This is a genomic window from Helicobacter sp. 12S02232-10, from assembly GCF_002272895.1.
Taxonomy (GTDB): domain Bacteria; phylum Campylobacterota; class Campylobacteria; order Campylobacterales; family Helicobacteraceae; genus Helicobacter_J.
The window spans coordinates 41,747-67,351 of record NZ_MLAQ01000006.1; the positions used below are offsets into that span (position 1 = coordinate 41,747).

Here is a 25,605-nt window from a genome sequence, read left to right on the forward strand (position 1 = left end):
ATGGAAGAAATAATTGTTTATGCTTCACAGGCTAAATACCCTGTTTTCATCGGTTCGCTTCAAAAAATAATCCATCAAGGCAAAGTTCTCATTATCAGCAATCCCAAAATTGCAGGCTTGCATTTGGACAGGCTACTCCAAAATATTTCTGCAGATGAGGTTTATATCAGCATTATTCCTGATGGAGAATGTTATAAAAACTTTGAGACACTAGGTCAAATTCTTGAAACTGCTTTTAATTCAAGACTTGATAGAAAATCTTTGATGATAGCTCTAGGTGGGGGAGTTGTGAGCGATATAACAGGTTTTGCAAGTGCTATTTATCAAAGAGGGATTGATTTTATTGCTATTCCCACCACGCTTTTGGCACAAGTAGATGCATCTGTGGGTGGGAAAACAGGTATTAATAATCATTTTGGCAAGAATTTAGTAGGTGTTTTTCACCAACCCAAAGCCGTCCATATTGATCCTTTCTTTTTATCTACGCTTCCTGAAAGGGAATTTAGAGCAGGTGTTGCTGAAATCATTAAAATGGCAGTTTGCTTTGAGAGAGATTTTTTTCTTTGGTTGCAAAATTGCGATTTAAGCACTCCTGATTCTTTACAAACTGCTATCTCAAAGAGTGTGCGTATCAAAGCCAAAGTAGTTTCTTCTGATGAAAAAGAGCAAGGCGTAAGAGCGGGCTTAAATTATGGACATACTTTTGCTCACGTGATCGAAAATGAAACGAATTATTCTTTATTTTTGCACGGTGAGGCAGTAGCCATTGGAATGTTGATGGCAAATGATTTGGCTGTTGCATTGGGTTATCTTAGTTTTGAAGAGTCCTCTGAAATTGCTGCTCTTTTGAAGAAATATGGCTTGGATTTGGATTATAAAATTCAAGATATTCAAATGTTTTATGATAAGTTTTTTTTAGACAAGAAATCCTGTTTTCAAAAAATCAAGTTCGTTTTGCCTGCAGGTATCGGAAATTTAATAATAACCGAAAATGCACCAAAAGAGGTTGTGATGAGGGTATTGGAAAAATGGAGTAAAAAGTGAGAATTATTTTTTTATTTGTTTTATTGATAGGTTTTTTATATGCCACGCCCAATCCTGCTGAAATTGATACGCTCAAATCCCAAATCGCTGCTTTGGATAAAAAACTTTCTTCAAATAATAATATTTGGCTTAAAAAATATGCAAATTTTGAAACCTATAATCAAATTTATACAGAAATCCAAAATATTCAAAAAGAACTCAAGAATCTCAAAAGTATTAAAAATCCTGATATGTTTAAAATTAGCATACTCACCCATAGACTTGAGACGTTGCAACGCCAAAAAGAGCTTTTGGAAGAATATCGGACAAATCCTTTTAAAGAATTGATCGAAAAACCTCAGATTCAAAATATTCCCGATATAACTAATCCTATCGCCATTATTGGAGGTATTTCCTTCATCAAAAGCCTTGAGAATCAAAAATTAATCCTCAAAAAGAATCAAAGCGTGCTTGAAAATGCTCTAAAAGATTTGGATAAAAAATATTCGCTTTTAAATAGTCTTGATACTTTAGAAAAATCCAAAGAAAACGCCGAAGCGATCTATCAGACTCAAACCAAAAGATTTGAACTTCAAAGCACTCAAAATATTTTAAAAACTACTATAGACATTTATAGTAAAGAGAGTGATGAAGCAATTCAAAAGATTTCTTACCAGATTAAAACACAGATATTTAAGCTGATATATATTGGTTTAGCTATTCTTATTAGCATTGGTTTTGCTTTGATTTTAAAGGTCTTTGTGCGTCGCTATATTCACGACAACGAACGTGCTTATACTGCAAGTAAAATCATCAACTTTTTCAATATCAGCATCATTATTTTGATTCTTTTATTTGCTTATTTGGAAAATGTCACTTATTTGGTGGCAGTTTTGGGTTTTGCTTCTGCAGGCTTGGCGATAGCAATGAAAGATTTATTTATGAGCATTTTGGGATGGTCTGTGATTATCATCGGTGGGAGTGTTCATGTTGGCGATCGTATTCGTATTGCTAAAGATGGGAATGTTTATGTAGGTGATGTGCTTGATATTTCGATGTTGCGTATCACGATGTATGAGGATGTTACGCTAACTACTTATATGGAAAGTCGTCGTGCAGGTAGAATTGTTTTTGTTCCCAATAATTATATTTTTACTACGATGTTTTCCAATTACACTCACGGCGGAATGAAAACTGTTTGGGATGGGATTGATTTTACCATTACCTTTGATTCTAATTATAAAAAGGCTCTTGAAATTGCTTCTGATGCTGCAACGAAATATTCGAGAGGCTATACTGAAATTACTCGCAAACAACTCAATAAAATGCGCGATAAGTATTCTTTGAGGAATAACAGCGTTGAACCAAAGACATTCAGTATGATTGAGAATAATGGGATCAAAATATCAGTTTGGTATCAGACTAATGCTTATGCGACATTGACGTTACGAAGCACGATTTCAACCGAGATTATCGAAAATATCTTAAAAGAACCCGATATTTTTATTTCCTATACTACTACCAAACTCATAAAAGATGGAACCGATGGATTTGGGAATAAGCCTGTCAAATCCGGAACATCTTTGATCCAAGATGAAGAAAAGGATTGAGAATGAGGCAAAAGGTATTTTTTAAAACTTTTGGTTGTCGTACCAATCTTTTTGATACCCAAGTTATGAGAGAAAATCTTAAAAACTTTGATTATGCCCAGAACGAAGAAAGTGCCGATATTGTCGTGATTAATTCCTGCACTGTGACTAACGGGGCTGATAGTGGTGTGAGGAGTTATGCCAATCGTTTGCGCACGATTGGCAAAAAAGTTTATTTCACTGGTTGTGGGGTGAAAACTCAGGGAAAAAACCTTTTTCAAAAAGATATTGTTTTTGGCGTTTTCGGACACGCTCAAAAGGAAAAAATTGATTATTTTTTAACTCAAAATGAGAAATTTTTTTATGATGATGATTTGAATGCAATGCATCTAGATGAGACGATTGTGAGTGAATTTGTCGGAAAATCGCGCGCTTTTATTAAGATTCAAGAGGGTTGTGATTTTGCCTGTAGTTATTGCATAATACCCTCTGTGCGTGGAAAAGCCAGAAGTATGAATGAAGCTAAAATTTTAGAGCAAGTCAGAGTGTTACGTGATACAGGCGTTTCTGAAATCGTGCTTACAGGAACCAATGTCGGCAGTTATGGGACAGACAGAGGAAGTAACATTGTTGCGCTGATAAAGGCGATTGCGCGCATTGATGGAATAAAGCGCATCCGTATAGGGAGCTTAGAGCCAAGTCAAATCGGAGAGGATTTTTTAGAGCTTTTGGACAGCGATTTTTTGGAAAAACATCTCCATATCGCGCTTCAATATACCGAAGATTCAATGCTAGAGAAAATGAATCGGCACAATCGATTTGAAAAAGATTGCAAGCTTTTAGAGCGTATCGCCCAAAAAGGCTTTGCTTTAGGTACGGATTTTATCCTAGGACATCCTGGAGAAGATGAAGAGGTTTGGCAAAGAGCTTTTGAAAATGCTAAAACCTTGCCTTTGACTCATCTACATCCCTTTATTTATAGTATTCGATCCAATACGCCATCTGCCCTTATGAAACCTGTCGTTAATCATAATGTTGCTAAAGAAAGACTACATCTTTTGAATGCTTGGGTAAAATCAAAAAATCTTGATTTTAGAAGAAATCTTAAAGAGCAAGACAAACCACTTCGTATTTTGGTTGAGAGTGGAGAAAATGGGGTTTATAGCGGACTAGATGAGTATTTTAACAAAATCAGAATACGTGCTCGTGTTCCTCTTGCCTCAAAATGGCTAGAAACAAAAGATTATCAAGTTTTAGATGAGGTGAATAGCGTTGAAATCTAAAAATCTCTTGATTGGAATTGTCAGCTTATTGGTTGCAACGATTTTAGTTGTGTTCCTGTTATTTAAGGATAATTCTGAGCTTGTAAGTGCAAGTGATTTTGAAACATTTTTAAAAAGTGGGAATTTTAAGAGCGTTTCTGCTGATGATGATTATATCTATTTAGACACTGGAACTAAATACTACAAAACTGCTAAAATTGCCTTTAAGCTTTCAAACCTTGAGAATATTCCTATAGAATTAAAAAATCATATCGCCTTTGGTGAAATTTTTTCAGATATCGGTGTATTTATTTTAATATTGATCGGGGTTTCGGTCCTTGTAAGGGCATTATTTTTGACGTTTAAAAAAAACTCTCGATCTCTTTCTGTGACATCTCTTGCAAAAACCAGTTCCTTGAGTGAGGGTTCTGAAAAGATTGAAGAAGCTAACTCGTTAGGAGTCCCCATCAACTCATCAGTAAGGTTTAAAGATGTCGCAGGGATTAAAGAGGTTAAAGAAGAGCTTTTTGAAATCATTGATTATCTTAAAAATCCCAAGAAATATCAAGAATTAGGAATTTCTTTGCCTAAAGGGGTTTTACTTATTGGTCCGCCGGGTGTGGGCAAAACAATGATTGCAAAAGCAGTGGCAGGAGAAGCTGGAGTTCCGTTTTTCTATCAGAGTGGTAGCAGTTTTGTTCAAATTTATGTGGGTATGGGACCTAAGCGTGTGCGCGAGCTTTTTTCACGAGCCAAAGCGACGGCACCATCAATTGTGTTTATTGATGAAATTGATGCGGTTGGTAAGGCAAGGGGTGGCAATCGTAATGATGAAAGAGAGGCCACGCTCAATGAACTTTTGACTGAAATGGATGGCTTTGAAGAGAGTGGGGGAGTGATTGTGATTGGAGCGACGAACAAAATCGAAGTCATTGATGAAGCTCTTCTTAGGAGTGGCAGGTTTGATCGGCGGGTTTATGTTGGATTACCTGATTTAGAAGAAAGAGTTCAGATATTGCAAGTTTATCTTCAGGATAAAAATCACGATCTAGATTTGCCTCAAGTCGCTGCAATGTGCGTGGGATTTAGTGGGGCAATGATTGCTTCATTGGTAAATGAAAGCGCCTTAAATGCCCTTAGAAGGGAAAGCGATCTCATTCAATTGAAAGATGTTTTAGAGACTAAAGATAAAGTTGCCTTAGGCAAAAAAAAGATCCAAAGTTTTAGTGAAAAAGAAAAAAATATTCTTGCGCTTTATCAGTCTGCCAAAGCCATCAGTGCATATTGGCTTGATGTTGAGTTTGATAAAGTGACGCTTATAGGAGATTTTATTCTTGATATTGATAAAGAAGTTTTAAGCAGAAGCGAAATGAACAATAAAATAAAAGTTTATTTAAGTGGCATTATTGCTTCGGAGCTTATTTTTGGAGAAAAACATACGAATGCTTGCGAAGACATCAAAAAAGCCCGCCGAATTGCCAAAGAAATGTGCGAAGAATACGCAATGGCAAGCCGTATTATCACTACTGATGCAGATATCTCTGAAATCCTCACGCTTGCTTATGAAGAACAGCGCGAATTTCTTGCCAACTCTAAAGAAAGCATTCTCTTGCTTGCTAAAAAATTGCTTGAAAAAGAAAAATTAAGTAAGGATGCTATCAAGGAAATTATTCGTGTATTTTAGCGGGTTTTGTTTTCATAATGAGGAAGTTCTTTTTGAATCTTTTCTCATCAAGAGAGGTATTTATGACATCTGTGGCTTTAGTTTTGGGGCACAGAAAGCTATGGATTTGGCTTACCAAAGAATACGCGAGTGTTTACGGGTCAATCGCTTGATCTTGCTTTCTCCTGCAATTTTTCAAAATAAATCTCAAGCTTACAAAAAACTTCAAATCAATGCCTTTAAAAAGGATCCTAAAAGCTATGTGGAAAATTTTTTGCGTATAGCTGGAGTAGATGAAAAGATAATGCCTTATACCCGTTTGGGTAATTTAAGCGAGCTTGAAGAGCTTTTGGAATATGTCTGGGAAGGGTCAATCTTGCGTGAGGTAATCAATCACGGCGTTGAAATTGAAATCTATCTAGGTGGAAAGGATAAGATTATTGATTCTTCTTATGCCCTTGATTTTTTTGCACCTTATGGCAGGATTTGTTTGATAAAATCTGCCAATCATTGCCTGAAATTTTAAGATTTCAAATATAAACAAAAGAGACAATAAAGAGAGTAATATTGTAGATTTTGATGGCTATTAAAAACAAGCTTTAGTAGGTTTTATCCCACTTTTAAAGATGCCAATCTTGGGCATCAAAGGATATGTATGGAACATTATGATTTTATTGTTATCGGATCGGGAAGGGCAAGTAATTTTGCAATAAGAGCGGCAAAATTGGGCAAAAAAGTGGCGATTATAGAAAAAGATAAACTCGGAGGAGTTTGTCCTAATAAAGGCTGTGTGCCTTCAAAGCTTTTGATTGGGTATGCCAACAAGATAAGAGAGATTAAATCCTGTAAAAAACATTTTATAGATGCAAAAATTGAAAATATTGATGTTAAGAAAATTTTTGAAGAAGTCAATGATTATATAGAACAAGTAGATTTCAGATACCAAGAACGCCTTAAAAATGTTGATATTTATAGGGGATGTGCGAGCTTTATTCAAAATCATATTATAAATATTTGTGATAATTTTGGAAAAAATATTTCCTTGAGTGCCGATAAAATCATCATTGACACGGGCAGTCGTCCAATGAAGCCACCTTTTGAAAATGCTCTTACAAGCGATGATATTTTTCCTTTTAAAAGAGAGATGCCAAAGTCAATGGTGATTGTGGGGGGAGGAGCGATTGCTTGTGAGTTAGGTAATTTTTTTAGCGCTGTTGGAACTAAAGTGATTCAAATTGTAAGGGGTCAGGGATTGCTTAAAAATGAAGATGAAGAAATAATCGATATTTTTACAAAAGAATATTCTGAAAATATTGATGTGAGATTTAAAACCTTTATTGATGAAGCAGTATTTTGTAACAATGGGTTTGATATCGTTATGAAAAATACTGATGGCATCAAGGATAAATTAAGGGTTGATGTTTTGCTTTATGCCATTGGCAGAGAGAGTAATGCTGATATTTTAAAATTAGAAAATACGGATATAAAGCTGGATTCTAGGGGATATATAACAAGAAATAAATATTTTGAAACGGATGCAAAAGGCGTTTATGTGATTGGGGATGCAAGCGGTAAGAATATGCTCCAGCATACTGCAGCTTATGAGGCAAATCATTTGGCAAAGGTTCTATTGGAAAATGAAAATATTCCTTTAGAATTTAAATACATTCCTCACGCAATTTTCAGTTATCCTGAGATTGCTAGTGTTGGGCTTAGTGCTAAAAAAGCCGAAGAACTTGGAATTAAATATATATCCTATACACACAATTGGCTCGCTAGTGCAAAAGCAATGAGCTTAAAAGAGTCTTTCAGTAGAACGAAATTATTGGTTGATCCGCATACTTATGAGATATTGGGGGCACATTTGATAGGTTATGAGAGTGCTACGATGATACATCAGATTTTGGCTGTTATGAATATTGATAATGATATAAGACATTTGAAAGAAATGCTTTATATCCATCCTGCATTGAATGAAGCGTTGTTGAGTGCATCTGTAGGAATCATCAAGAAGATCAGAGAATATCAGGGATAATTAGGAAAGTCTAGCTATCTCTTATGCCGATTAAGATTTGAAAAATTTTATTTCTTAATCTAGATTAAACAAGTAGCGATAACCTATAAATGCAAGGGTTCCCATTTTTACTTGCGAATGCAAACCTAGATTGTTTATATCACCGATTCTGTTGGATAGGTTCGAACGGCTGTTTATGTTATATGGGGCAAATTTAACTCCTATTTCAAATTGATGGCTTTGAGCAATAAGTGTGTGGAAGCCAAGATTATAAATCAATCCGTTTCCATTGATATGATTAACGTTTCCAAACAATTCCAGAGCACCTGGATCAACGGCTGTGATGGCTACTTTGCTGTCTTTAAAAAAAGTTCCTTCATAGCCTATACCCCCATAAATGCCTAGAGCAAAATTTTTTGTAAAGTCGTATTTTAGAAGCACGTCAATATTCCCGCTAAAACTAAAACCCGAATACTCCATATTTCCTTTGCTTGAGATGGGACCCAATCCGCCGGCGTGATTGTAGGTAATTGATTTTTTCATATTGACATAATTTGCCCCTACATATGCTCTAAATCCCAAAAAATTTCTAAAGTAATATTGGTAACCCATCTTGAGTCCGATAGAGGGGTTAAAACCTGATTGGGTATCAAGTGTGCTTGTGGCTTTGAGAAAATTTTCGTTATTGATATTGTCTCCGAAATCTATGCCTAGCATAAGGGCTTTTTGAGCATTTAAAAATCCGAAAAAAAGCCCACACATAAAAAAAATTTGAATTGTTTTTTGAAAAACTTGCATTTTCTTCCTTTATTTTCATTATATCAGAATTTGAGTGCTTGGAAAAATAAGCTTAAATTTGGGGAATTGGATTTTTTTTGATTTGAGAATATTCTTGAAGTTTTTTATAGAGTTGGACTTTAAGCCGATTTAAGGCATCTGTTTTGTTGTTTTGGACAGATTGGATTTTGGTGTGAAAAATCACATTATTTTGACAATCATAAATATCTGCTTCCAAAGAAATGCTAATTTGATTTCCTTGAGGATGAACTGAAATGTTATTTTTAATTGTGTGAGTATTTTTTTCATCGGTATTCCTGATAAATTTTGCGTATTCTGCACTTAAGATATTGACAATTTCAGGATCACTATTTGGAGAAAAAATCAGAACAGCTTTTGGAAGTGGGGAGTTTTGGTTTAAAATATCTTTGTAAATCTTAAATGAGGGAAGAGAGGAGGTGGGGTTTAGTGCGATAATGCTTTGTTCTAAAGAATCAAGTTTTGCTAACAAGCTTTGCAATGTGTTTTTATCTCTAATAGACAGAGATTTGCAATGACTGTTTTGAAATGTGTGAAGTTCTTCATACAGAGTTTGGTATTCTTTTTTAAGTGTTTGAAGGAGGGTCTTTTTGGAGATTTTGACTTGGGAATAGTATTGGGCATTTTTGTATTCGCTATGCACAAGTTTAATATCTTGGAGCTCAATAGTTTCTATAGACAGGTGAATATTTTGAAATATTTCAGAGTGTTCGTTTTGATCTGTTTGGGTATTGGTAAGAGAAATGCTTGAATTAATTTTAACTTTGATGCTTGAAGCTAAATCATTGATGGCATTTTGTTTGGATTCTTCCAAAGACTTTCCAATTCCATTCCCATAAAGGGCTGTATTGTCATTGGGAATGGAGACGAACCAAGAAGGGGGCGTGAGAGAGCCTGACACATTCATACATCCGACGAAAAAAAAAGCGACGCAAAAAAGTTTTGAAAGCGGTTTGAGCATTAAAAAACTCACCACGCAACGGATTTATTGCTGCCAAGTTTGATAATATTGACTTCATCATCCCAAACAACTAAGCCGGTTTTGATGTCTGTAAGCGTCAAAAGAAAATAATAATCAACGCGTTGTTTTGAACCTATTTTTGTGTTGCGCTGAACTATTTTTCCTGATAGTGAGAGTTCAGGCGCAATTAAATTTCCTTTTTCTTGAACGGTATATTGATTGAATTCAGAGTTATCTCGTGCATCTCTAGCTTGTTTGAGCATTTTGTCAGTTGTTCCTCCGCTTCCTGACATTGCCATTGTTAAGATAAATTTTCCACTGTTTCTCATATCGCGAGTGATTTTTCTTGTCAGTTCTTCAGTGCTGAAATTTTGCATTGTATCGTTGGTGACATCAGAGATTGCCAAGACTTTCGGACTTTTTTGTGTGCCTAGATTTTTAACATAACCGCTTTGCAAAAGAGACTGAACGCTTTTACTTGCAGCATCCTCAATATCGTGATAGTCTAATCCGATGCCTGTATATTCTTTGGAATCCTTTGGATCGATATATTTTACTTTGGAAGTGCAACCTGCTAGGATAAATGCGCTTATAAAAGCAATGGTAATAAGTTTAGAATTCATTGTTTTTCTCCGATAAGTAATTTTGGTATTATATTATTTTTTGTAGTTCTTATATAGATGAGATTGTCAGTATTTTTGCAAATTTTTAAATGATCTGTTTGTGCTGTTTGGGTTAAGGGATCTTTTTGCTTACAATCAATCAATTCAAAATCAAAAATATTTTTCTCATTTCCTTTTAATATAACTTTTCCTTGATAATTTTGAAGTCGGGTCAGCCAGACTTTATGAGGGAAAACGGTCGTAATTCGCGTATCTGCAAAAGTTGTAGTGGCAGAAAACAATGCCCCTACGATTCCGCCTATATCTCCAAAAAGCTCATTCAGTGTAATTTGAAGAGAAGTTTTATAGCCTGCAGAAATAATTGCTCTTGTGAGAATATAGGGGAGTTGTTTGGAAAATTCGTTTGCAATGACTCCATCAAATATCGAAATTTCATCAAATTTTTTGGCATTTTTTGCCTTCAATTTAAAAGAAGTGTAAAAATTGACACCGTCTTCAAGTTCAGGGACAGATATCTTAAAATAATAAATTTTTTTATCCACTACAATAGGAGGCATTTCAATTGTAAATTCTTTTTTTGAAGAGGATTTTCCATCTTCAATGATAATCCAAGTATATTTTTTTGATGAAGCAGAATGTGTTTGAAACAATACAAGATCTTCTCCGATAATATCTGAATGATTAATCCCATAGGATTCTTTGAGCAAATCAATCCCTTTAGGGTCTTTTTGAAGAGAAAAATATAAGCCTGAAACATAGGATATGAGTGGATTTACAAATCCGTCATAGGCCTTAAAGTGCTTCAGATTTGAATATTGTGAGTTTAATATAGAATCAACTTGTTCTTGAGAGGTATTTGTATCGAGTTTTTCAGATGAGGTGTTTTTTTTGGTCTGATTGTCTTTATTTTTCTTTAAATCGGCCTGAATTTCTTTTTGATAGTATTCTTTGGCTCGCCTTTGTCTGTCGTTGGCGCGGTTAAACTCTATTCTTGCTCTTGCCTCATCTCCTGTAACCATAGCATCTAATGCCTTGTAATAGTTGATCAAGATACCTTCATAGATATTCCCGTGATAGCTTTTGACATTATCATTAATCAGAGTCGCACCGATATTATCGAAAGAGCTTGAAAAAATATTTTGTGCTTGATTTTTATTTAATAATGTTTCAGCTTCATCAAGTGTTTTTAGAGATTCTTCATATTTTCCGATGACAAAGGCATTGATACCGTTTTGAATTTCCCATAATAAATCATTCTTGATGAATTTTTTTGAAAAGTCATAAGCTTTTTCTTGATTTTCTTCATAATAGAGCTTATTGAAATGCTCGATTTTTCCTTGATAGCTCGCACATCCCCAGATTAGGAAGAATACCAAAGGATATAAAAGAGAGAGCAAGTATTTCATTGTATTAAAAAACCTTTGAATGTAATTTTATTCTTTGCAATTTAGCTTAAAAATGCTTAGAGCTTAATTTTTTTTTAAGCAAAAATCTATCTAAACGGATTTTATAAGCTTGTCTAATATGAAATTCGGCGCATTCTTTTGCTTGTTGCAAGTTTCTGTTTTTAAGGGCATTTAAAATATCAAGATGTTCTTGGTGAGATTGGAGTTGTCTTTGGGGATCTTTGAGTGTTGTGCTTCCCAAAAGGAGCAGAGAATTTTCAAGTTCTTGAATGGTTTTTAAAAGAAATTTATTGTGAGCGCACTGATAGAGGGTGCTATGAAAAATTTTATTGTTTTTGGCAATGTCTTGGAGAGTCTTTGCTCGGGTTTGGTCTTCGACGATATTTTCTAAAATACTGATTTCAACATCTGAAGCGTGTTGAGCGGCCAATCTGGCGGCTGCTCCTTCTAAAACTTCGCGCATTTCATAAAGCTGAGCAATCATATTTTGATCAAGTTCGGTGATGATAAACCCGCGTTTTTGGTCATTTGTAATCAATCCTTCATTGATCAGCAGATTGATTGCTTCTCTTATAGGTGTTCTACTAAGTCCTATCGTTTGGACTAAATCATTTTCTCTGATCCGGCATCCAGGCAGTAGTGTTGCGTTTTTTATGGATTCGATGATGTAGCGATAAGCTTGTTCGCCAGAATTCATTGCTTTTTTTGTTTCGTGTGGCATTATTTTCCTTAAAAGCATTTTTATTTATTTTGGTTTTATTATACAGATTAAATTTTTGAAATTTGCTTGATTATTACTTGTAAAAATGTAAAGTTTGGTAAATATAGATAGCTATTTTTTTGTATTCTTAGAATAGTTTAAGTAAAAAAATATCAGAGTTGATAGATTGTTTTTTTCAACATCATAATCAATCAATACACTAGGAGTATTTAATGGATAAGTCTCAAAGCAAAGCTATTAAGGATGCAAAATCTATTTTCAGGGTTGCTAGTGGCAATTTTTTGGAAATGTATGATTTTGCAGTTTATGGGTTTTATGCCAGTTTTATTGCGCAAGTTTTTTTCCCTTCAAGCAGCCAGTTTGCTTCTATTATGATGAGTTTTATGGCATTTGGCGTGGGATTTTTGATGAGACCTGTCGGAGCGATTATACTCGGAGGGTATATGGATAAGCACGGGAGGAGAAAAGGACTTTTAATAACACTTTCTTTAATGGCAGTGGGTACGCTTACAATAGCAGTTTGTCCTGGTTATGAACAAATCGGAATTTTGGCACCTGTGATTGTGGTTATCGGGAGGCTTTTGCAAGGGTTTAGTGCAGGAGCTGAAATAGGGGGTGCAAGCGTTTATCTTGCCGAAATTGCTCCGGCTGATAAAAAAGGATTTTATGTTTCTTGGCAAAGTGCTTCTCAACAAGTTGCCACAATTGCAGCAGGAATTTTTGGAGTTGTCTTGCATTATTATTTGGGTGATCAGATTGTGAGTGAGTGGGGATGGAGGATTCCTTTTATTTTTGGTTGCTTGGTTGTACCTTTTTTATTCATCATTAGACGTACTTTGGAAGAAACCCCTGAATTCAAAGCAAGAGCGCATCAAGCCCCTAAAAAATTGAGCGCAATGTTGAAAAATATGGTCGAAAATTGGCAGGTTGTAGTTTTGGGGAGTTTATTTGTAATGATGACGACGGTTACTTTTTATTTCATTACTGCCTACACGCCTACTTTTGCCAATAGAGTGTTGCATCTCTCTAGACTTGATAGTTTTATCGTGACTGCTATTGTGGGGCTTAGTAATCTTTTTTGGCTGCCTGTTGCAGGGGCTTTGAGCGATAAAATCGGGAGAAAACCGATTTTGATGGTCATTACGTTTCTTAACCTTATTAGCGCTTATCCAATGATGTATTTTTTGGTCCATCATATTAGCTTTACCAATCTTGTAATTGTTGAGTTATGGTTCAGTTTTATTTTTGGGAGTTATAACGGAGCTATGGTTGTCGGACTTTCTGAAATTATGCCTCCTCAGGTGAGGGCGCTTGGTTTTTCGCTTTCGTATTCGATTGCAGTAGCAATTTTTGGAGGCTTTACGCCTGCGATTTCAACCTATCTGATTCATACTACAGGTAATAGTGCTATGCCTGGCATTTGGCTGAGTATAGCGGCTTTGTGTAGCTTGTTGGCAAGTTGGACACTTTTTAGAAAAGGTGGGGTTTATCACCGCCGCAAAGAGAGTGAATATTAATTGTATTTTATTGAATACAAAAGAATACATTAAGCTAAAAAATATTAATCTATCAGTGTGAATTTTAAAAGCCATAAATTGTGCTTGAAAGCAAGGATAGCATTATGGAACAGCTTGATTGTGATGTTTTGATTGTAGGCGGAGGAAATGCAGCACTTTGTGCGGCATTATCGGCAAAAGAAAACGGGGGCAAAGTACTTGTTTTGGAAACTGCGCCAAAGGATTGGAGAGGAGGCAATTCCCAGCATACTAGAAATCTTCGTTCGATGCATACCGAACCTACAGATGTTTTAAGCGGGAGTTATACTGAAGATGAATTTTATGAAGATGTATATCGCGTGAGCGAGGGGGAGACGAATGAAGAATATGCCCGTTTTGTGATTTCTCAAACTCCAAAGATCGTTCAATGGGCCAAATCTTACGGAGTGAGATTCCAACCTAGTCTTGGAGGCACTCTCCAGTTGGGAAGGACAAATGCTTTTTTTTTAGGAGGCGGAAAGGCTTTGCTTAACGCTTATTACCACGCAGCCAAACGGCTTGGTATTGAGGTGGTTTATGAGTGTGAGGCTTTAGATTTGTGTATTCAAGATGATATTTGCAAATATATTTTGGTTCGAAATAAAAAAACAGGCGAAACCAAAAAAATCAAAGCAAAATCTTATGTGATCGCTTCAGGTGGCTTTGAATCCAATCTCACTTGGCTTAAAGAAGCGTGGGGAGCAAGGGCAGATAATTTTTTGATTCGGGGGACTCGGTATAATCAAGGGTTGATGCTTAAAGTTTTGAAAAAAGAGGGTGCCAAAATTCTAGGAGATCCTACGCAAGGGCATATGGTTGCCATTGATGCAAGAGCACCTAAATATGATGGAGGGATTGTATCAAGAGTAGATTGCGTTTCTTTGGGGATTGTAGTTAATAAGAATGCTCAAAGATTTTATGATGAAGGGGAAGATTTTTGGCCCAAGAGATATGCGATTTGGGGGAGACTTGTTGCTAATCAGCCAGATCAGATTGCTTATTGTATAACTGATTCAAAGGTTTTGGATAAATATATGCCTTCTTTGTTTCCGCCGATAGTGGCTTCAAGTATTGCAGATTTGGCAGAGATTTTGAAGTTAGATAAGAACGCTTTGGAAAAAACCGTATCTGATTATAATAACAGCGTAGTCCCCTCTAAGTTTGATCATATGATTTTGGATGGGTGTAAAACCAAAGGATTGGAAATTGAAAAAACCCATTGGGCGCAAAAAGTCGATACACCTCCTTTTTATTGTTACCCCTTACGTCCAGGAATAACCTTTACTTATTTGGGCGTTAAAGTGACCAAAAATGCTCAAATTGTGAAAGAAGATGGGAGTGTGTGTAAAAACCTTTTTGCAGCCGGAGAAATAATGGCTGGCAATATTTTATCCAAAGGGTATGTAGCAGGATTTGGAATGTCTATAGGTTCAGTGTTTGGAAAAATAGCCGGAGAAAATGCGGCAAAATTCTTTTGAGGGAAAAAAATGAAGCAAATTGGTTTTGATGAAAAAGAAATTTATGAGTCAGCGAAAAATTCTTGTGTTATTTGCAATTCGTGTAGATATTGTGAAGGTTTTTGTGCCGTTTTTCCGGCTATGGAAAAAAGAAGAAGTTTTGAATGGAAAGATATTGATTATTTGGCAAATTTATGCCATCAGTGCGGGGAGTGTTTCTATGCTTGTCAATATGCACCACCGCACGAATTTAATGTGAATATACCAAGTCAATTTAGCGATATTAGGGCAATGAGTTATCAAAAATTTGCTTATCCTCGATGGATTGGGAAAGTTTTTGAAAAAAATGGCTTTTTTGTCTCTATCGTGTTGCTTGCTTGTATTTTTGCAGTATTTTTTATGGCATTCTTATCGCATCGTGCGGATTTTCCTTTAGGGGACTATGAAGGAGATTTTTACAGGATTGTTCCTTATCATCTGATGGTATGGACTTTTGGTATCGTCGGGGTATTTGTTTTTTGCGCTTTGGGAGCGGGTTTTGTAAGATTTTTTTCTCATATTCAAAAAAAAGAAGAAATTACCTCAAGTTCTATTTGCCAAGCTTTTTTTGATGCATTTTCTTTGAAATATTTGGGAGGACATAATAATGATGGGTGTACATACCCAAAAGATGAGCGTTCTAGTCTTAGAAAAATATTTCATCATTTTACATTTTATGGTTTTTTGTCTTGTTTTGTGGCGACATCTTTAGGCGCATTTTACGAGCATTTTTTAAATCTTCACGCCCCTTATGCATTTTTGAGTTTGCCCAAGTTGTTTGGAACTTTTGGTGGCATATCTCTTTGTATCGGGACCTTAGGGCTTTTTATTTTAAAACTGATTGCTGATGCCAGATTGAAATCTCTCAAAACAATGGGAATGGATTACGCTTTTATTTTTAGTCTGTTTATTGTTTCTTTAAGCGGCTTGATTTTAATGATTTTTAGAGAAAGTCAGGGAATGGCATTTTTAATATTATTTCATTTAAGTACGGTGTTGGCGTTATTTATAATGATGCCTTATGGAAAGTTTATTCACGGATTCTATCGTTTGGGTGCTTTGATCAAATATAATTTGGAGATAAAAAAACCTTAATTGTTTTACAAAATTTTAAGCCCTAAGAGTGTAGAATTGTATTGCCTCTTTTCAGACCTATGCAATTGCAGATTAGGATAATGCTTCAGGGTGGGAACACAGCAGAGCAGCTTGATTTGTGATGTGCCTTAGCCATCTGGGAAGGGGTTTTATTCTTTAGATTTTTATTCCTTTCTAACATAACAGATAAGATCTTTTTAAAATCTCTATTTTTTTAAAATAACTTGATTTTCACAAATGCTTTTTCAAAAATTATTTTATTTCTAAGGCTTCGCCTTTTTAAGGGACAAGGGGGCTTAAATTGAAAAGACCGCCCCCTTATGTCCCTTAACAACCCTGTAACCCCCGTCACGCTTTTAAGAAAAAATCAAAACACAATTTTAACTTTTACATTAAAGCATTAGCAGATAAGAAATAGAGATTTTGTAAAAACTTGATTTTCACAAATGCTTTTTCAAAAATTATTTTATTCCTAAGGCTTCGCCTTTTAAGGGACAAGGGGGCTTAAATTGAAAAGACCGCTTTATGGGCGGGTGGGTAATACTTATGTCCCTTAACAACCCTGTAACCCCTGTCACGCTTTTAAGAAAAAATCAAAACACAATTTTAACTTTTACATTAAAGCATTAGCAGATAAGAAATAGGTTTTGGAAATTTGCATTTAAAAAGTGTGTAGTGGGTGGGGGTAGGTCTTAGGAAGGGAGTGAGCGATGTTTCGCAAGTAGAACCCGCCCACTCCTAAAGAAAAAGATTTTAAAAAATAGAGATTTTGCAATATTATTGTCAAGAATTCAAAAAAATGAAAAATTTTTATGAATCTCAAACACCAACAAAACAAGTGAGTAAGATTAAAATCTTGCTCCAAGCGTAATAAAATAGCGCCTGCCTTCATAGCTGGCATTCCACAGATTGATTAAACTATCTTCATTACTTTTATTTTTACCATAGGCTCGATAATCAATAAAATTTGTGCCCAATAAATTTTGAATCCCCAAACTCACTCGAAATGTCTTATTGATTCTGTAATTTACACCCAAATTCAATGCATAATAAGGCTTAAACCACTTTGACAAATATTCCCCCCACTTCTCAGCAATTGCCTTTTCATTTTTCCCTGCATTGCGATATCTTTCAGATTTATAAACACCTTGCAAATAAATATCAGCCTTACCAAATAAGTCATAATTAAGATTTACATTCGCTTGATGTTTAGGCGTATTCGTAACGGGATCGCCCTTTTTTTTGCCTGTAAGTTGTTCGCTATAGGTAAAAGTATAATTAGCATTCAAACTGAATCCATATAGAGGCTTGAGTGAGAAAACCACTTCTGCGCCCTGTGTATAAGCACGATCTACATTGACATTGATACTACATCCCGTAGTCGCTTTATCGTGTCCTACTACATAAGGATTGCTACAAGTTCCTTCTCCATAGTTGAGGGAATCGCGATTAATCTTGTCTTTATAGTCATTACGAAAATAAGTGGCTCCAAAACCAAAATGAGAAAAATCAAATGCAAACCCCGCTTCATAGCTAATTGATGTTTCAGGTTTTAAATCTGGATTGCCCAAAAATGGAAGCCCTCCTTGAGCACCATAACCAAAAGCAGACGTTGTAGTCTCGCTAATATAAGGCTGTTTATAACCTGTTGAAACACCCCCTCGAAGCTGAAACCAATCCAAGGCATTATAAACCAAATATGCTCTAGGCGAAATATTGTGTCCAAATTGCTGATCATAAGTATATCTGGCTCCAAGTGTCAAGATCACATCATCTATAAAAACACTCTCATTTTCCAAATAAATCGCAGCTTGATTTTTGAGTGTGTTAATTCCCTTAGGATTGGCATAACGAATATAATTGGTATTGACAAGCGTTTTATCGGTGTTTTTGCCAATTTTAGTGGAATCGTGACTCCAAGGATAAGGATTTGTCCCATAGGGAGAATCGTGAAAAGTTTGTAGCCAATATTGCACCCCTACCGTAACTGTATCAGCAAACCATTTATTTGTATAGACTGGCATTGTAGCTTGACTTTGTAAAATCATATCATTGCCTTTAATATCTCTATTTTCGTGTGAATCATCTATAAGAGATTTTTGATAAGGCACGACACGCCCGCGATTGACAGTATTGTTATATTGCAAGGTTGTTTTTGTTTGCCCCCAATCATAACTACCCAAATGAGCAAGCACATAATTAGTACGGTAAGTCACATAAAATTTTGGAGAAGAAGTAAAATCTCCAAGTTGCTTTTTACGATTATCATAATTCTGATAGCCATTTGCAACATCAAAATAAAAATAATTCTTTTCATCCATTGCATAAGCAAGTCTTAAACCCAAATTATAGATATTACCTTCAGTCGGATTCCCAATATATCCAGGAGAAGCAGTTTTTTTCACACCATCAATATCGGTATATGAAAATGTAACATCCGAAGGATTTCTATAGACATAGCTTCCCCTAATCTGATAGGCGAGTTTATTTTTAATCAAAGGTCCCGAACTATAAAAATTCACACCATAATAATTGCTAAATTCTTTTCTTTCATTGATAGTACTTTGAAATTCAATCGCATTTTCATAATTATCCATATTGGGCTTTTTGACAATCACATTCACAACCCCTCCTAAAGCATCACTACCATAAAGCGTACTCATAGGTCCTCGAATCACTTCGATGCGTTCAATAGCCAGTCTCACAGGCATAAAAACATTCAATGCCTGTGCCCATCCGTAGTTTTGAGTCCCCACATCCCCCCCAACATTTTGACGCAACCCATCCATCAAATAAAGAGTATAAGATGCAGGTAAGCCTCGGATAGAAATCTCATACCCACCCGTTTTTCCCTGTCCGGTTCCAATATCTACACCCGGTACATTATAAATAGCCTCAGCCAAATCGTGATAATCAACCTCCTGCAAGTCTTTTTCACTGATAGAAGCAATAGAAGCAGGTGCATCTTTAATATCTTGTGCGAAACCAGATGCAGAAACAACGGATTTTTTAAGCACATAGGATTTTTCTTCCTGTCCTTGTGAAACATCATCACTAAATGCAAATAAAGGACACATAATAATAGAACCTAAAAAAAACATTTTTCTGATTTTTTTCATTTATAACCTTTCAACAAATAAAATTTTAAACAATTGCAATACTATAATAATCATTATTAATTTTTTATAAAATATATTCTGATTTTATCTTTTCAAATAAATATAAAATTTGTTTATATGATTATTTCAAGGTGTGGTATCAAAAACAATGTCTGTATAAAAAATTTATAAGATCTTGTGACTTTCTTTGCAAAATCAAACTTAACAAGCTATAAAAAAGAAATTTATCAATTGTTTAAAAAATCAATCTTATCTGAAGAGGGGTGGTGTTTTGATTGCAATACTAATGATGTATTGGAAAAATTTTAGCTCTGCAACTTTCTAAAATTTTTTTTCATTCTGCTTTTAAAAATAAAAAATAAACCAAGCATATAAAGCAAACAAGTAAATATTAAAAATAAACCCAAAATACTCATTCTATCTACAATCGGTTGGGTCATCAAAGGAGAAAAAAATTGTCCCAAAAAAATTGCACTGGCAAAAAATCCAAGCGCTTTGGCACGTTGCATTTCAGGTGCAATCGATAAAAGATAAGAACTGCTATTAACGATGAGTAATCCGCCCCCTGCACCCAAAAACATCAAAGATACCATCACAATTAAATAATTGTGAAACACATACAAAAGCAAAAAACAAGTTCCCATCAAAAAAAGACCCAAAGCATAAATCCCATAAATACTCCAAATATTTCTAAAACGATTATAAAACAAAGAAAAAACACCATAGGCAATCGATGAAGCTGACATTGAAATACCTACGATATCTCCATTTTTTCCAAGATTATGAACAATAAAAAATGGGATTTGTGTTGGAGAAATATAATAAGCGACCATACAAAAGAATACAAGCAAATAAACTGGTAAAAACATCAAAAAATTAAATTTTTGATTGGAGCCTTCAACTTCTTTATGTGTTTTTTTTGTTTTTTTTCGATGTGGCTCAAAAAGCTTTGTATATGCAAAAATAGCAATAGCAATACCCAAGAGATAAGCCAAAAATGGATAGCGCCAATCAATACTCGAAAGATAACCCCCTAAACTGATAAAAACAGCGCTTCCTACTGCTGTAGCAAATCCTTGCAATCCAAGTGCCTTTTGCCTATCTTCTCCAAGATAATAATCCCCTACTAAAGCTGTAGCACCCGTCATTACAAAAGCTGTTGCGATTCCAAAAATTGCTCTAGAAACTAAAATCAGATAAATATTATCCAAAAAAAAGCCTGAAAAGCCTGAAAGACTCCATATTGCCATAGCCGGAAACAAAAATTTAATCCTGCCGTAACGATCAAGCAAATAACCGCTCAAAGGAGAAAAAAGCATCACAAAAAGAGCAGGAAGTGTCAAAACAAGTTTGGATAAAAAATCAATGCCTGCAATATTTTGAAAATGGCTTTGAAGAGCTGGCAGAGAAGGTGCGATAACAACGCTGCCTAAAACAGTCATAGAAGTGGTTGAAAACAAGGCTATTTTAAAAAAAGGTTTATGGACAATCTTTTTGATTCTATTTTCAAGCTTTGTGGGACTCACGCAATCCCTTTGCATCATTCCAACCTCTTTATATCTTAAATATTGATTTCGATTATACCATAAGAATAAACTTTTTGATAAATATTAAATTATATTTTTAATATTTTCTATTAATTTTAAAGGAGTTAATCCATAACTTGATTTTTCTATTCTAGCTGCAAAAGAATGGGCTAAAGAAGCGCTGATGGCTGCATCTAATAATTCATAGCCCTGTGCCAATAGAGCTCCTATAAGTCCTGCAAGCACATCTCCACTCCCCCCTTTGGATAAATTTGGAGTTCCAAATGTGTTGATATAAATCCTATCATTTTGAACAATCAACGTATTGGCCCCTTTTAACAAAGTAACAATCTTAGGGTATTTGACACCAAATTCACGTAAAATTTCCATCCTATTTTTCAAAAAGACATCCAATTCTATCGATCCAAAACCTGTAATTTTCAAAAGAGAGACAAACTCTTTAGGGTGGGGAGTTAGAACGAGATTTTCATAAGTTTCCAATATGTCTTTTAAATTTTCTTGATGCAATAAATCAGCATCCAAGACGCAAGAAGATTTTTCAAGCATCTCGCCTAAAATTTCAGGCACATCTCCCATCCCCATACCAATGGCAAATGCGTTTGCATTCTGAGGAATCTTATCAACACACATTAATTCAACAGGAGGTTGAAAGCCCTTGCCAATAACACTTACAAGCCCTACCCCAAAAGCCATTCCTGCTAAAGCACTCAAAAGCCCTGCTCCGGTTTTTTCTCCGACATAAACACACAGATGACCAAAGTTCCCTTTATGAACATTTGCTTTATTCCGACAAGGTAGGCGCATATCTTTTTTTTCAAGAAGACGAATGTTTGAACTGATTTCATAAAGATTTCTACTAATACCCAAATCTCCAACGACAATCTCTCCGATATAATCTTTAGCTTCATCGCTAAACAAAGAACTTTTAAGCGCTCCCATACTTACAGTCCAATTCGCCTCAAAAGCAACATCAGATATATTCCCATCTTTATCAATACCACTGGGGATATCGCAAGCAATCTTTATCCTAGCTGCTTTATTCATACTTAAGATAATTTTTTTAAAATCAGGCAAAAGCTCTCCAGCAAAACCACTTCCAAATAAACAATCCACGATAATATCGCAGGGAAATATCTTTTTGATGACTTCAACTTGAGCTTCCATAGCTCTTTGGTATTGCAATTGGCACATTTTGGTCTTAGGTTCTTTAACAATGAACAATCTGACGACATAATCCCCCATCAATCTCCTAGCTAGAGCATATCCATCGCCCCCATTATTTCCTCCTCCACAAACAATGATAATAACACTTCGATGATGGGTAATTTTTGAGATCAACTGATGGATTGAAACTGCAGCATTTTCCATTAAAATATCTTCAGTCAGACAATATTTTTCAATAGCTCGCTTATCCAAAACTTCCAAACTATTGTAAATATTTTGCATCTGAAATACCTAAAAATTCTTTGGAATAAACTTGATAGACACGGAATTTACACAATGTCTAGTATTTGTGTCTGTATAACCTTCACCAATAAATACATGTCCCAAATGACCGCCACAATTTGCGCATACTATCTCAGTACGCCTTCCATCAGCATCAACTTGACGCTTAATTGCTCCTTGAATCTCATCATCAAAACTAGGCCAACCACAGCCAGATTTAAACTTAGCTTCAGAAGTATAAAGCTCTGCCCCACATTGTTTGCACACATAAATGCCTTCTTGATAAAAATCATTATATTCTCCGCTGAATGGAGCTTCTGTGCCTTTCTCTACAATCACTGCATATTCTTGTGGGGTTAATGATGCCATCTGATAAAATCCTCAAGTATTTTTTCTCTAGAAGAATATACCATAAAAGTAAAAATAAATATGTTTTTATAAAATATTTTATGAAGCAAAAGAAGATGAATTTATTAAATCGGAAAAGTTCCGATTTAAACAAACTCTATAATAGCCATAGAAGAAGCGTCACCCCTTCTAAGACGAGTTCGTTGGATTCTAGTATAACCACCTTTTCTATCAACATACTTAGGGGCTATTTCAGCAATCAATTTTTTTGTGGCAGACTTACTTTGCAAATAGGCAAATACAAAACGATGAGAATTGAAATTATCTACTCTTGCTATACTTACAAGCTTCTCAACATAAGACTGTAATTCCTTGGCTTTAAAAATGCCTGTTTCTATTTTATTATGCTCAATCAAAGCGATTGCTAAATTTTTTAATAAAGCCTTTCTATGGGAAGAAGTTCTACCAAGCTTTCTATATCCGTGATTATGTCTCATTTTGTCTCCTTAATTTTTCATCTTTATAATTTTTTTATTCAAAGACAATACTAATTCATCAGGTAGCTCAGAACCTACAGGATAACCCAATTCCTGAAGTTTTTCTGCAATCTCATCATAAGATTTTTTACCCATATTTTTAATATTTTTTAAATCGTTTTCACTCATTAAAACCAATTCTCCGACATATCTGATCCCTGTTCTATCGAGACAATTAAAGCATCGTGCGCTTAAATTAAGCATATCGATTTTTACCATCAAATCTTTCAATTCCACGGTTTCATCTGAAGAGTTTTTAGAAACAGCAGGGACAGCAGTCACATCTGCACCAAAAATACTCATTTGCAAATGCATAACTGCAATAGCCTCTTGAAAGGCTTTATAGGGTTCAATTTGACCATCTGTCTCTATATCAAAAATTATTTTTTCATAACTGGGATTATCTTCTACCAAAACATTTTCTATTTCATATACTGCTTTTTTGACAGGAGTAAAATACGCATCAAGAGGAATATAATCTTCAGGGACAATGCCTCTGACATCTTCACTTGGGACATAACCAATGCCTTTTTGAACGATAATAGAAAAATTGAGAACAGCATCCTCATTGATGGTAGCCAAATATGCATCTTTATTTACAACATCTAAAACATCATTGACCAAATCTGCTCCGGTAAGCCCCATAGGACCCTTGAAAGAATACTCGACTACAACCTGACGATCATTGTCTTCTAAAGATTTATTAACAAACCGAATATTTTTTAAATTAACAATAAAAGGAGAAACATCTTCTGATATGCCTCTAACAGAATCAAATTCGTGTGCAACGCCTTCAATCTTTAGACCAATAGGAGCATAGCCAACTGAGCTTGAAAGTAGCAATCTCCTGATCGGATGAGCTAAAGTAATGGCGTATCCAGACTCAAAAGGATAGGCTGATATTTTAATTCTGTTTTTACTGATCTCTTCTATATTGATATCCGTAGGAATATAGGGAGCCGTTTTAATAGTTTTCATTCTTTCACCGCCTAATTATTTAGAATACAACTCAACAATGAGCCTTTCCTCTATCGGAATCACAACCTCTTCTCTTTCAGGATAACGGGTAAAAATACCATATTTCTTATCTTTTTCCACATCCACCCAAGGAACTATGCCTGTTTGCGAAGTTAATTCGATAGCTCGAATAATCTGATTATTATTTTTGGCCTTTTCTGTGATTTCAATTTTTTGCCCTATGCGTACAAAATACGAAGGAATATTGACTCTTTTACCATCTACAAGAATATGCCCGTGTGACACCAATTGGCGGGCAAATCTTCTAGTAGTTGCAAATCCCATTCTATAAACGACATTATCAAGCCTTCTTTCAATCAAACGAATAAGATTTTCCCCAGTATTGCCATCAAGTCTATTTGCCTCAACAAAAATAGCCCTGAATTGTTTTTCAGAAATACCATACATTACTTTAGCTTTTTGTTTCTCTCGAAGTTGCAAGCCATATTCAGAAATCTTACCTCTTTTTTGCCCGTGTTGTCCCGGACCATAAGGTCTTTTATCCAAAGCACTCTTGCCTGCCAATCTTCTTTCGCCTTTTAAAGCCAGCGATACTCCAAATCGTCTTTCTAACTTTTCAACGGGTCCTCTATATCTTGCCATTCTATACTCCCTTACACTCTTCTTCTTTTTGGAGGTCTGCAACCATTATGGGGCAATGGTGTAACATCTTTTATCCAAAGAACTTTAATTCCCTCAACTGTTCCAACGCTTTTTACGGCTGTTTCTCTACCGCTACCAGGTCCTTGAACCTTGATACCAACCTCTTTGATTCCGTGTTCTTTTGCTTTAGCCATTGCGTTTTCAACAGCCTGTTGGGCTGCATAAGGCGTTGATTTCTTAGAACCCTTAAAGCCAAGTCCGCCTGCGGTTGACCAACAAATCACATTTCCCATTTCATCAGTAATCGTAACATTGGTATTATTGAATGAAGCAGATATGCAAACAATTCCTTTAGCTATATTTTTTCTAATTATTCTTTTTTTAGTTGCTGTATTTCTTTTAGCCATAAATTAGCCTCCTTTATTTGCTACCTACTGTTTTTTTCTTGCCTTTTCTTGTGCGAGCGTTATTTTTAGTGGTTTGACCTCGCACGGGCAATCCTTTTCTATGACGAAGACCACGATAATTTCCGAGATCCATTAATGATTTGATATCCATTTGAACTTTTTTTCTTAAATCACCCTCAACCATGTAGTCTTCTTGAATTTTTTTAGCAATTGCAGAGACTTCATCTTCGCTGAGATCATTAACTCGCTTATCAAAAGATATATTCACGGCGTTCAAAATATCTTTAGAGCTTTTTAGTCCTATTCCGTAAATATAAGTAAGAGCATATTCAACTCTTTTCTTTTTTGGCAAATCTACACCAGCAATTCTAGCCATAT

General features: G+C 35.3%; 23 protein-coding genes and 1 other RNA gene. 10 read left to right on the forward strand and 14 right to left on the reverse strand.

Going from position 1 to position 25,605, the window contains the following annotated elements; all coding sequences use genetic code 11:
* From aroB to BKH41_RS05985, 6 genes are all read left to right on the forward strand, one after another.
* Window positions 1–1,044 (forward strand): 3-dehydroquinate synthase, encoded by a 1,044-nt coding sequence (aroB, locus tag BKH41_RS05960; RefSeq protein WP_095297980.1) that lies wholly within the window; start codon window positions 1–3, stop codon window positions 1,042–1,044.
* Window positions 1,045–1,046: 2 nt separating this feature from the next.
* Window positions 1,047–2,633 (forward strand): mechanosensitive ion channel domain-containing protein, encoded by a 1,587-nt coding sequence (locus tag BKH41_RS05965; protein WP_257875428.1) that lies wholly within the window; start codon window positions 1,047–1,049, stop codon window positions 2,631–2,633.
* Between the two features lie 2 nt (window positions 2,634–2,635).
* On the forward strand, window positions 2,636–3,895 hold the full coding sequence (gene mtaB / locus BKH41_RS05970) for a tRNA (N(6)-L-threonylcarbamoyladenosine(37)-C(2))-methylthiotransferase MtaB (protein ID WP_095297984.1): 1,260 nt from the start codon (window positions 2,636–2,638) through the stop codon (window positions 3,893–3,895).
* Window positions 3,885–5,558, forward strand: a complete 1,674-nt coding sequence (locus tag BKH41_RS05975; RefSeq protein WP_095297986.1) for an ATP-dependent metallopeptidase FtsH/Yme1/Tma family protein — start codon at window positions 3,885–3,887, stop codon at window positions 5,556–5,558. The genes mtaB and BKH41_RS05975 overlap by 11 nt, the downstream gene beginning before the upstream one ends.
* On the forward strand, window positions 5,548–6,063 hold the full coding sequence (gene bioV, locus BKH41_RS05980) for a pimelyl-ACP methyl ester esterase BioV (protein ID WP_095297988.1): 516 nt from the start codon (window positions 5,548–5,550) through the stop codon (window positions 6,061–6,063). The genes BKH41_RS05975 and bioV overlap by 11 nt, the downstream gene beginning before the upstream one ends.
* Window positions 6,064–6,192: 129 nt before the next feature.
* Window positions 6,193–7,572: an FAD-dependent oxidoreductase gene (locus tag BKH41_RS05985; protein ID WP_095297991.1), complete on the forward strand. Its 1,380-nt coding sequence runs from the start codon at window positions 6,193–6,195 to the stop codon at window positions 7,570–7,572.
* Between the two features lie 54 nt (window positions 7,573–7,626).
* Here BKH41_RS05985 and BKH41_RS05990 read toward each other — a convergent pair whose 3' ends face one another.
* Genes BKH41_RS05990 through BKH41_RS06010 form a run of 5 tightly spaced genes read right to left on the reverse strand, consistent with a single transcriptional unit; the run spans window position 7,627 to window position 12,078 of the window.
* On the reverse strand, window positions 7,627–8,349 hold the full coding sequence (locus BKH41_RS05990; protein WP_095297993.1) for an outer membrane beta-barrel protein: 723 nt from the start codon (window positions 8,347–8,349) through the stop codon (window positions 7,627–7,629).
* A gap of 52 nt (window positions 8,350–8,401) precedes the next feature.
* Window positions 8,402–9,328, reverse strand: coding sequence for an LPP20 family lipoprotein (locus tag BKH41_RS05995; protein ID WP_095297995.1), 927 nt, complete (start codon window positions 9,326–9,328; stop codon window positions 8,402–8,404).
* Window positions 9,329–9,336: 8 nt separating this feature from the next.
* On the reverse strand, window positions 9,337–9,951 hold the full coding sequence (lpoB, locus tag BKH41_RS06000; RefSeq protein WP_095297997.1) for a penicillin-binding protein activator LpoB: 615 nt from the start codon (window positions 9,949–9,951) through the stop codon (window positions 9,337–9,339).
* Window positions 9,948–11,357: a hypothetical protein gene (locus BKH41_RS06005; RefSeq protein WP_095297999.1), complete on the reverse strand. Its 1,410-nt coding sequence runs from the start codon at window positions 11,355–11,357 to the stop codon at window positions 9,948–9,950. Before BKH41_RS06005 ends, lpoB begins: the two co-directional genes overlap by 4 nt.
* Window positions 11,358–11,403: 46 nt before the next feature.
* Window positions 11,404–12,078 (reverse strand): GntR family transcriptional regulator, encoded by a 675-nt coding sequence (locus BKH41_RS06010; RefSeq protein WP_180762757.1) that lies wholly within the window; start codon window positions 12,076–12,078, stop codon window positions 11,404–11,406.
* A gap of 212 nt (window positions 12,079–12,290) precedes the next feature.
* Between BKH41_RS06010 and BKH41_RS06015 the strand changes: the two genes are divergently transcribed.
* The 4 genes from BKH41_RS06015 to ffs all read left to right on the forward strand — a co-directional run bounded on the left by BKH41_RS06015 (window position 12,291) and on the right by ffs (window position 16,350).
* Entirely contained in the window at window positions 12,291–13,595 is a 1,305-nt protein-coding gene (locus tag BKH41_RS06015) for an MFS transporter (RefSeq protein ID WP_095298003.1), read from the forward strand.
* 104 nt (window positions 13,596–13,699) lie between these two features.
* On the forward strand, window positions 13,700–15,091 hold the full coding sequence (gene tcuA / locus BKH41_RS06020) for an FAD-dependent tricarballylate dehydrogenase TcuA (RefSeq protein ID WP_095298005.1): 1,392 nt from the start codon (window positions 13,700–13,702) through the stop codon (window positions 15,089–15,091).
* 9 nt (window positions 15,092–15,100) lie between these two features.
* Window positions 15,101–16,204, forward strand: a complete 1,104-nt coding sequence (gene tcuB, locus BKH41_RS06025; RefSeq protein WP_095298007.1) for a tricarballylate utilization 4Fe-4S protein TcuB — start codon at window positions 15,101–15,103, stop codon at window positions 16,202–16,204.
* Window positions 16,205–16,252: 48 nt separating this feature from the next.
* An RNA gene (gene ffs / locus BKH41_RS06030) (signal recognition particle sRNA small type) lies at window positions 16,253–16,350 on the forward strand.
* Between the two features lie 702 nt (window positions 16,351–17,052).
* Here the strand turns inward: ffs and BKH41_RS06035 are convergent.
* The 9 genes from BKH41_RS06035 to rpsM all read right to left on the reverse strand — a co-directional run bounded on the left by BKH41_RS06035 (window position 17,053) and on the right by rpsM (window position 25,603).
* Window positions 17,053–19,323, reverse strand: a complete 2,271-nt coding sequence (locus tag BKH41_RS06035) for a TonB-dependent receptor (protein ID WP_095298009.1) — start codon at window positions 19,321–19,323, stop codon at window positions 17,053–17,055.
* A 305-nt stretch (window positions 19,324–19,628) separates the two neighbouring features.
* Entirely contained in the window at window positions 19,629–20,867 is a 1,239-nt protein-coding gene (locus tag BKH41_RS06040; protein ID WP_180762758.1) for an MFS transporter, read from the reverse strand.
* Window positions 20,868–20,933: 66 nt separating this feature from the next.
* Window positions 20,934–22,316 carry an NAD(P)H-hydrate dehydratase gene (locus BKH41_RS06045; protein WP_095298011.1) on the reverse strand — a complete coding sequence of 461 codons (1,383 nt, stop codon included), beginning with the start codon at window positions 22,314–22,316 and terminating at the stop codon, window positions 20,934–20,936.
* 9 nt (window positions 22,317–22,325) lie between these two features.
* Entirely contained in the window at window positions 22,326–22,685 is a 360-nt protein-coding gene (locus BKH41_RS06050; RefSeq protein ID WP_095298013.1) for a methionine-R-sulfoxide reductase, read from the reverse strand.
* Between the two features lie 125 nt (window positions 22,686–22,810).
* A complete protein-coding gene (gene rplQ / locus BKH41_RS06055) occupies window positions 22,811–23,161 on the reverse strand; it encodes a 50S ribosomal protein L17 (protein WP_095298015.1) in 351 nt (116 codons plus the stop codon).
* A 9-nt stretch (window positions 23,162–23,170) separates the two neighbouring features.
* A complete protein-coding gene (locus BKH41_RS06060; RefSeq protein ID WP_095298017.1) occupies window positions 23,171–24,178 on the reverse strand; it encodes a DNA-directed RNA polymerase subunit alpha in 1,008 nt (335 codons plus the stop codon).
* Between the two features lie 15 nt (window positions 24,179–24,193).
* Window positions 24,194–24,820, reverse strand: a complete 627-nt coding sequence (rpsD, locus tag BKH41_RS06065; RefSeq protein WP_095298019.1) for a 30S ribosomal protein S4 — start codon at window positions 24,818–24,820, stop codon at window positions 24,194–24,196.
* Window positions 24,821–24,831: 11 nt separating this feature from the next.
* Window positions 24,832–25,227: a 30S ribosomal protein S11 gene (gene rpsK, locus BKH41_RS06070; RefSeq protein ID WP_095298021.1), complete on the reverse strand. Its 396-nt coding sequence runs from the start codon at window positions 25,225–25,227 to the stop codon at window positions 24,832–24,834.
* A gap of 13 nt (window positions 25,228–25,240) precedes the next feature.
* Complete coding sequence (rpsM, locus tag BKH41_RS06075) at window positions 25,241–25,603, reverse strand: 30S ribosomal protein S13 (protein WP_095298023.1); 363 nt, start codon at window positions 25,601–25,603, stop codon at window positions 25,241–25,243.
* Window positions 25,604–25,605: the final 2 nt, after the last annotated feature.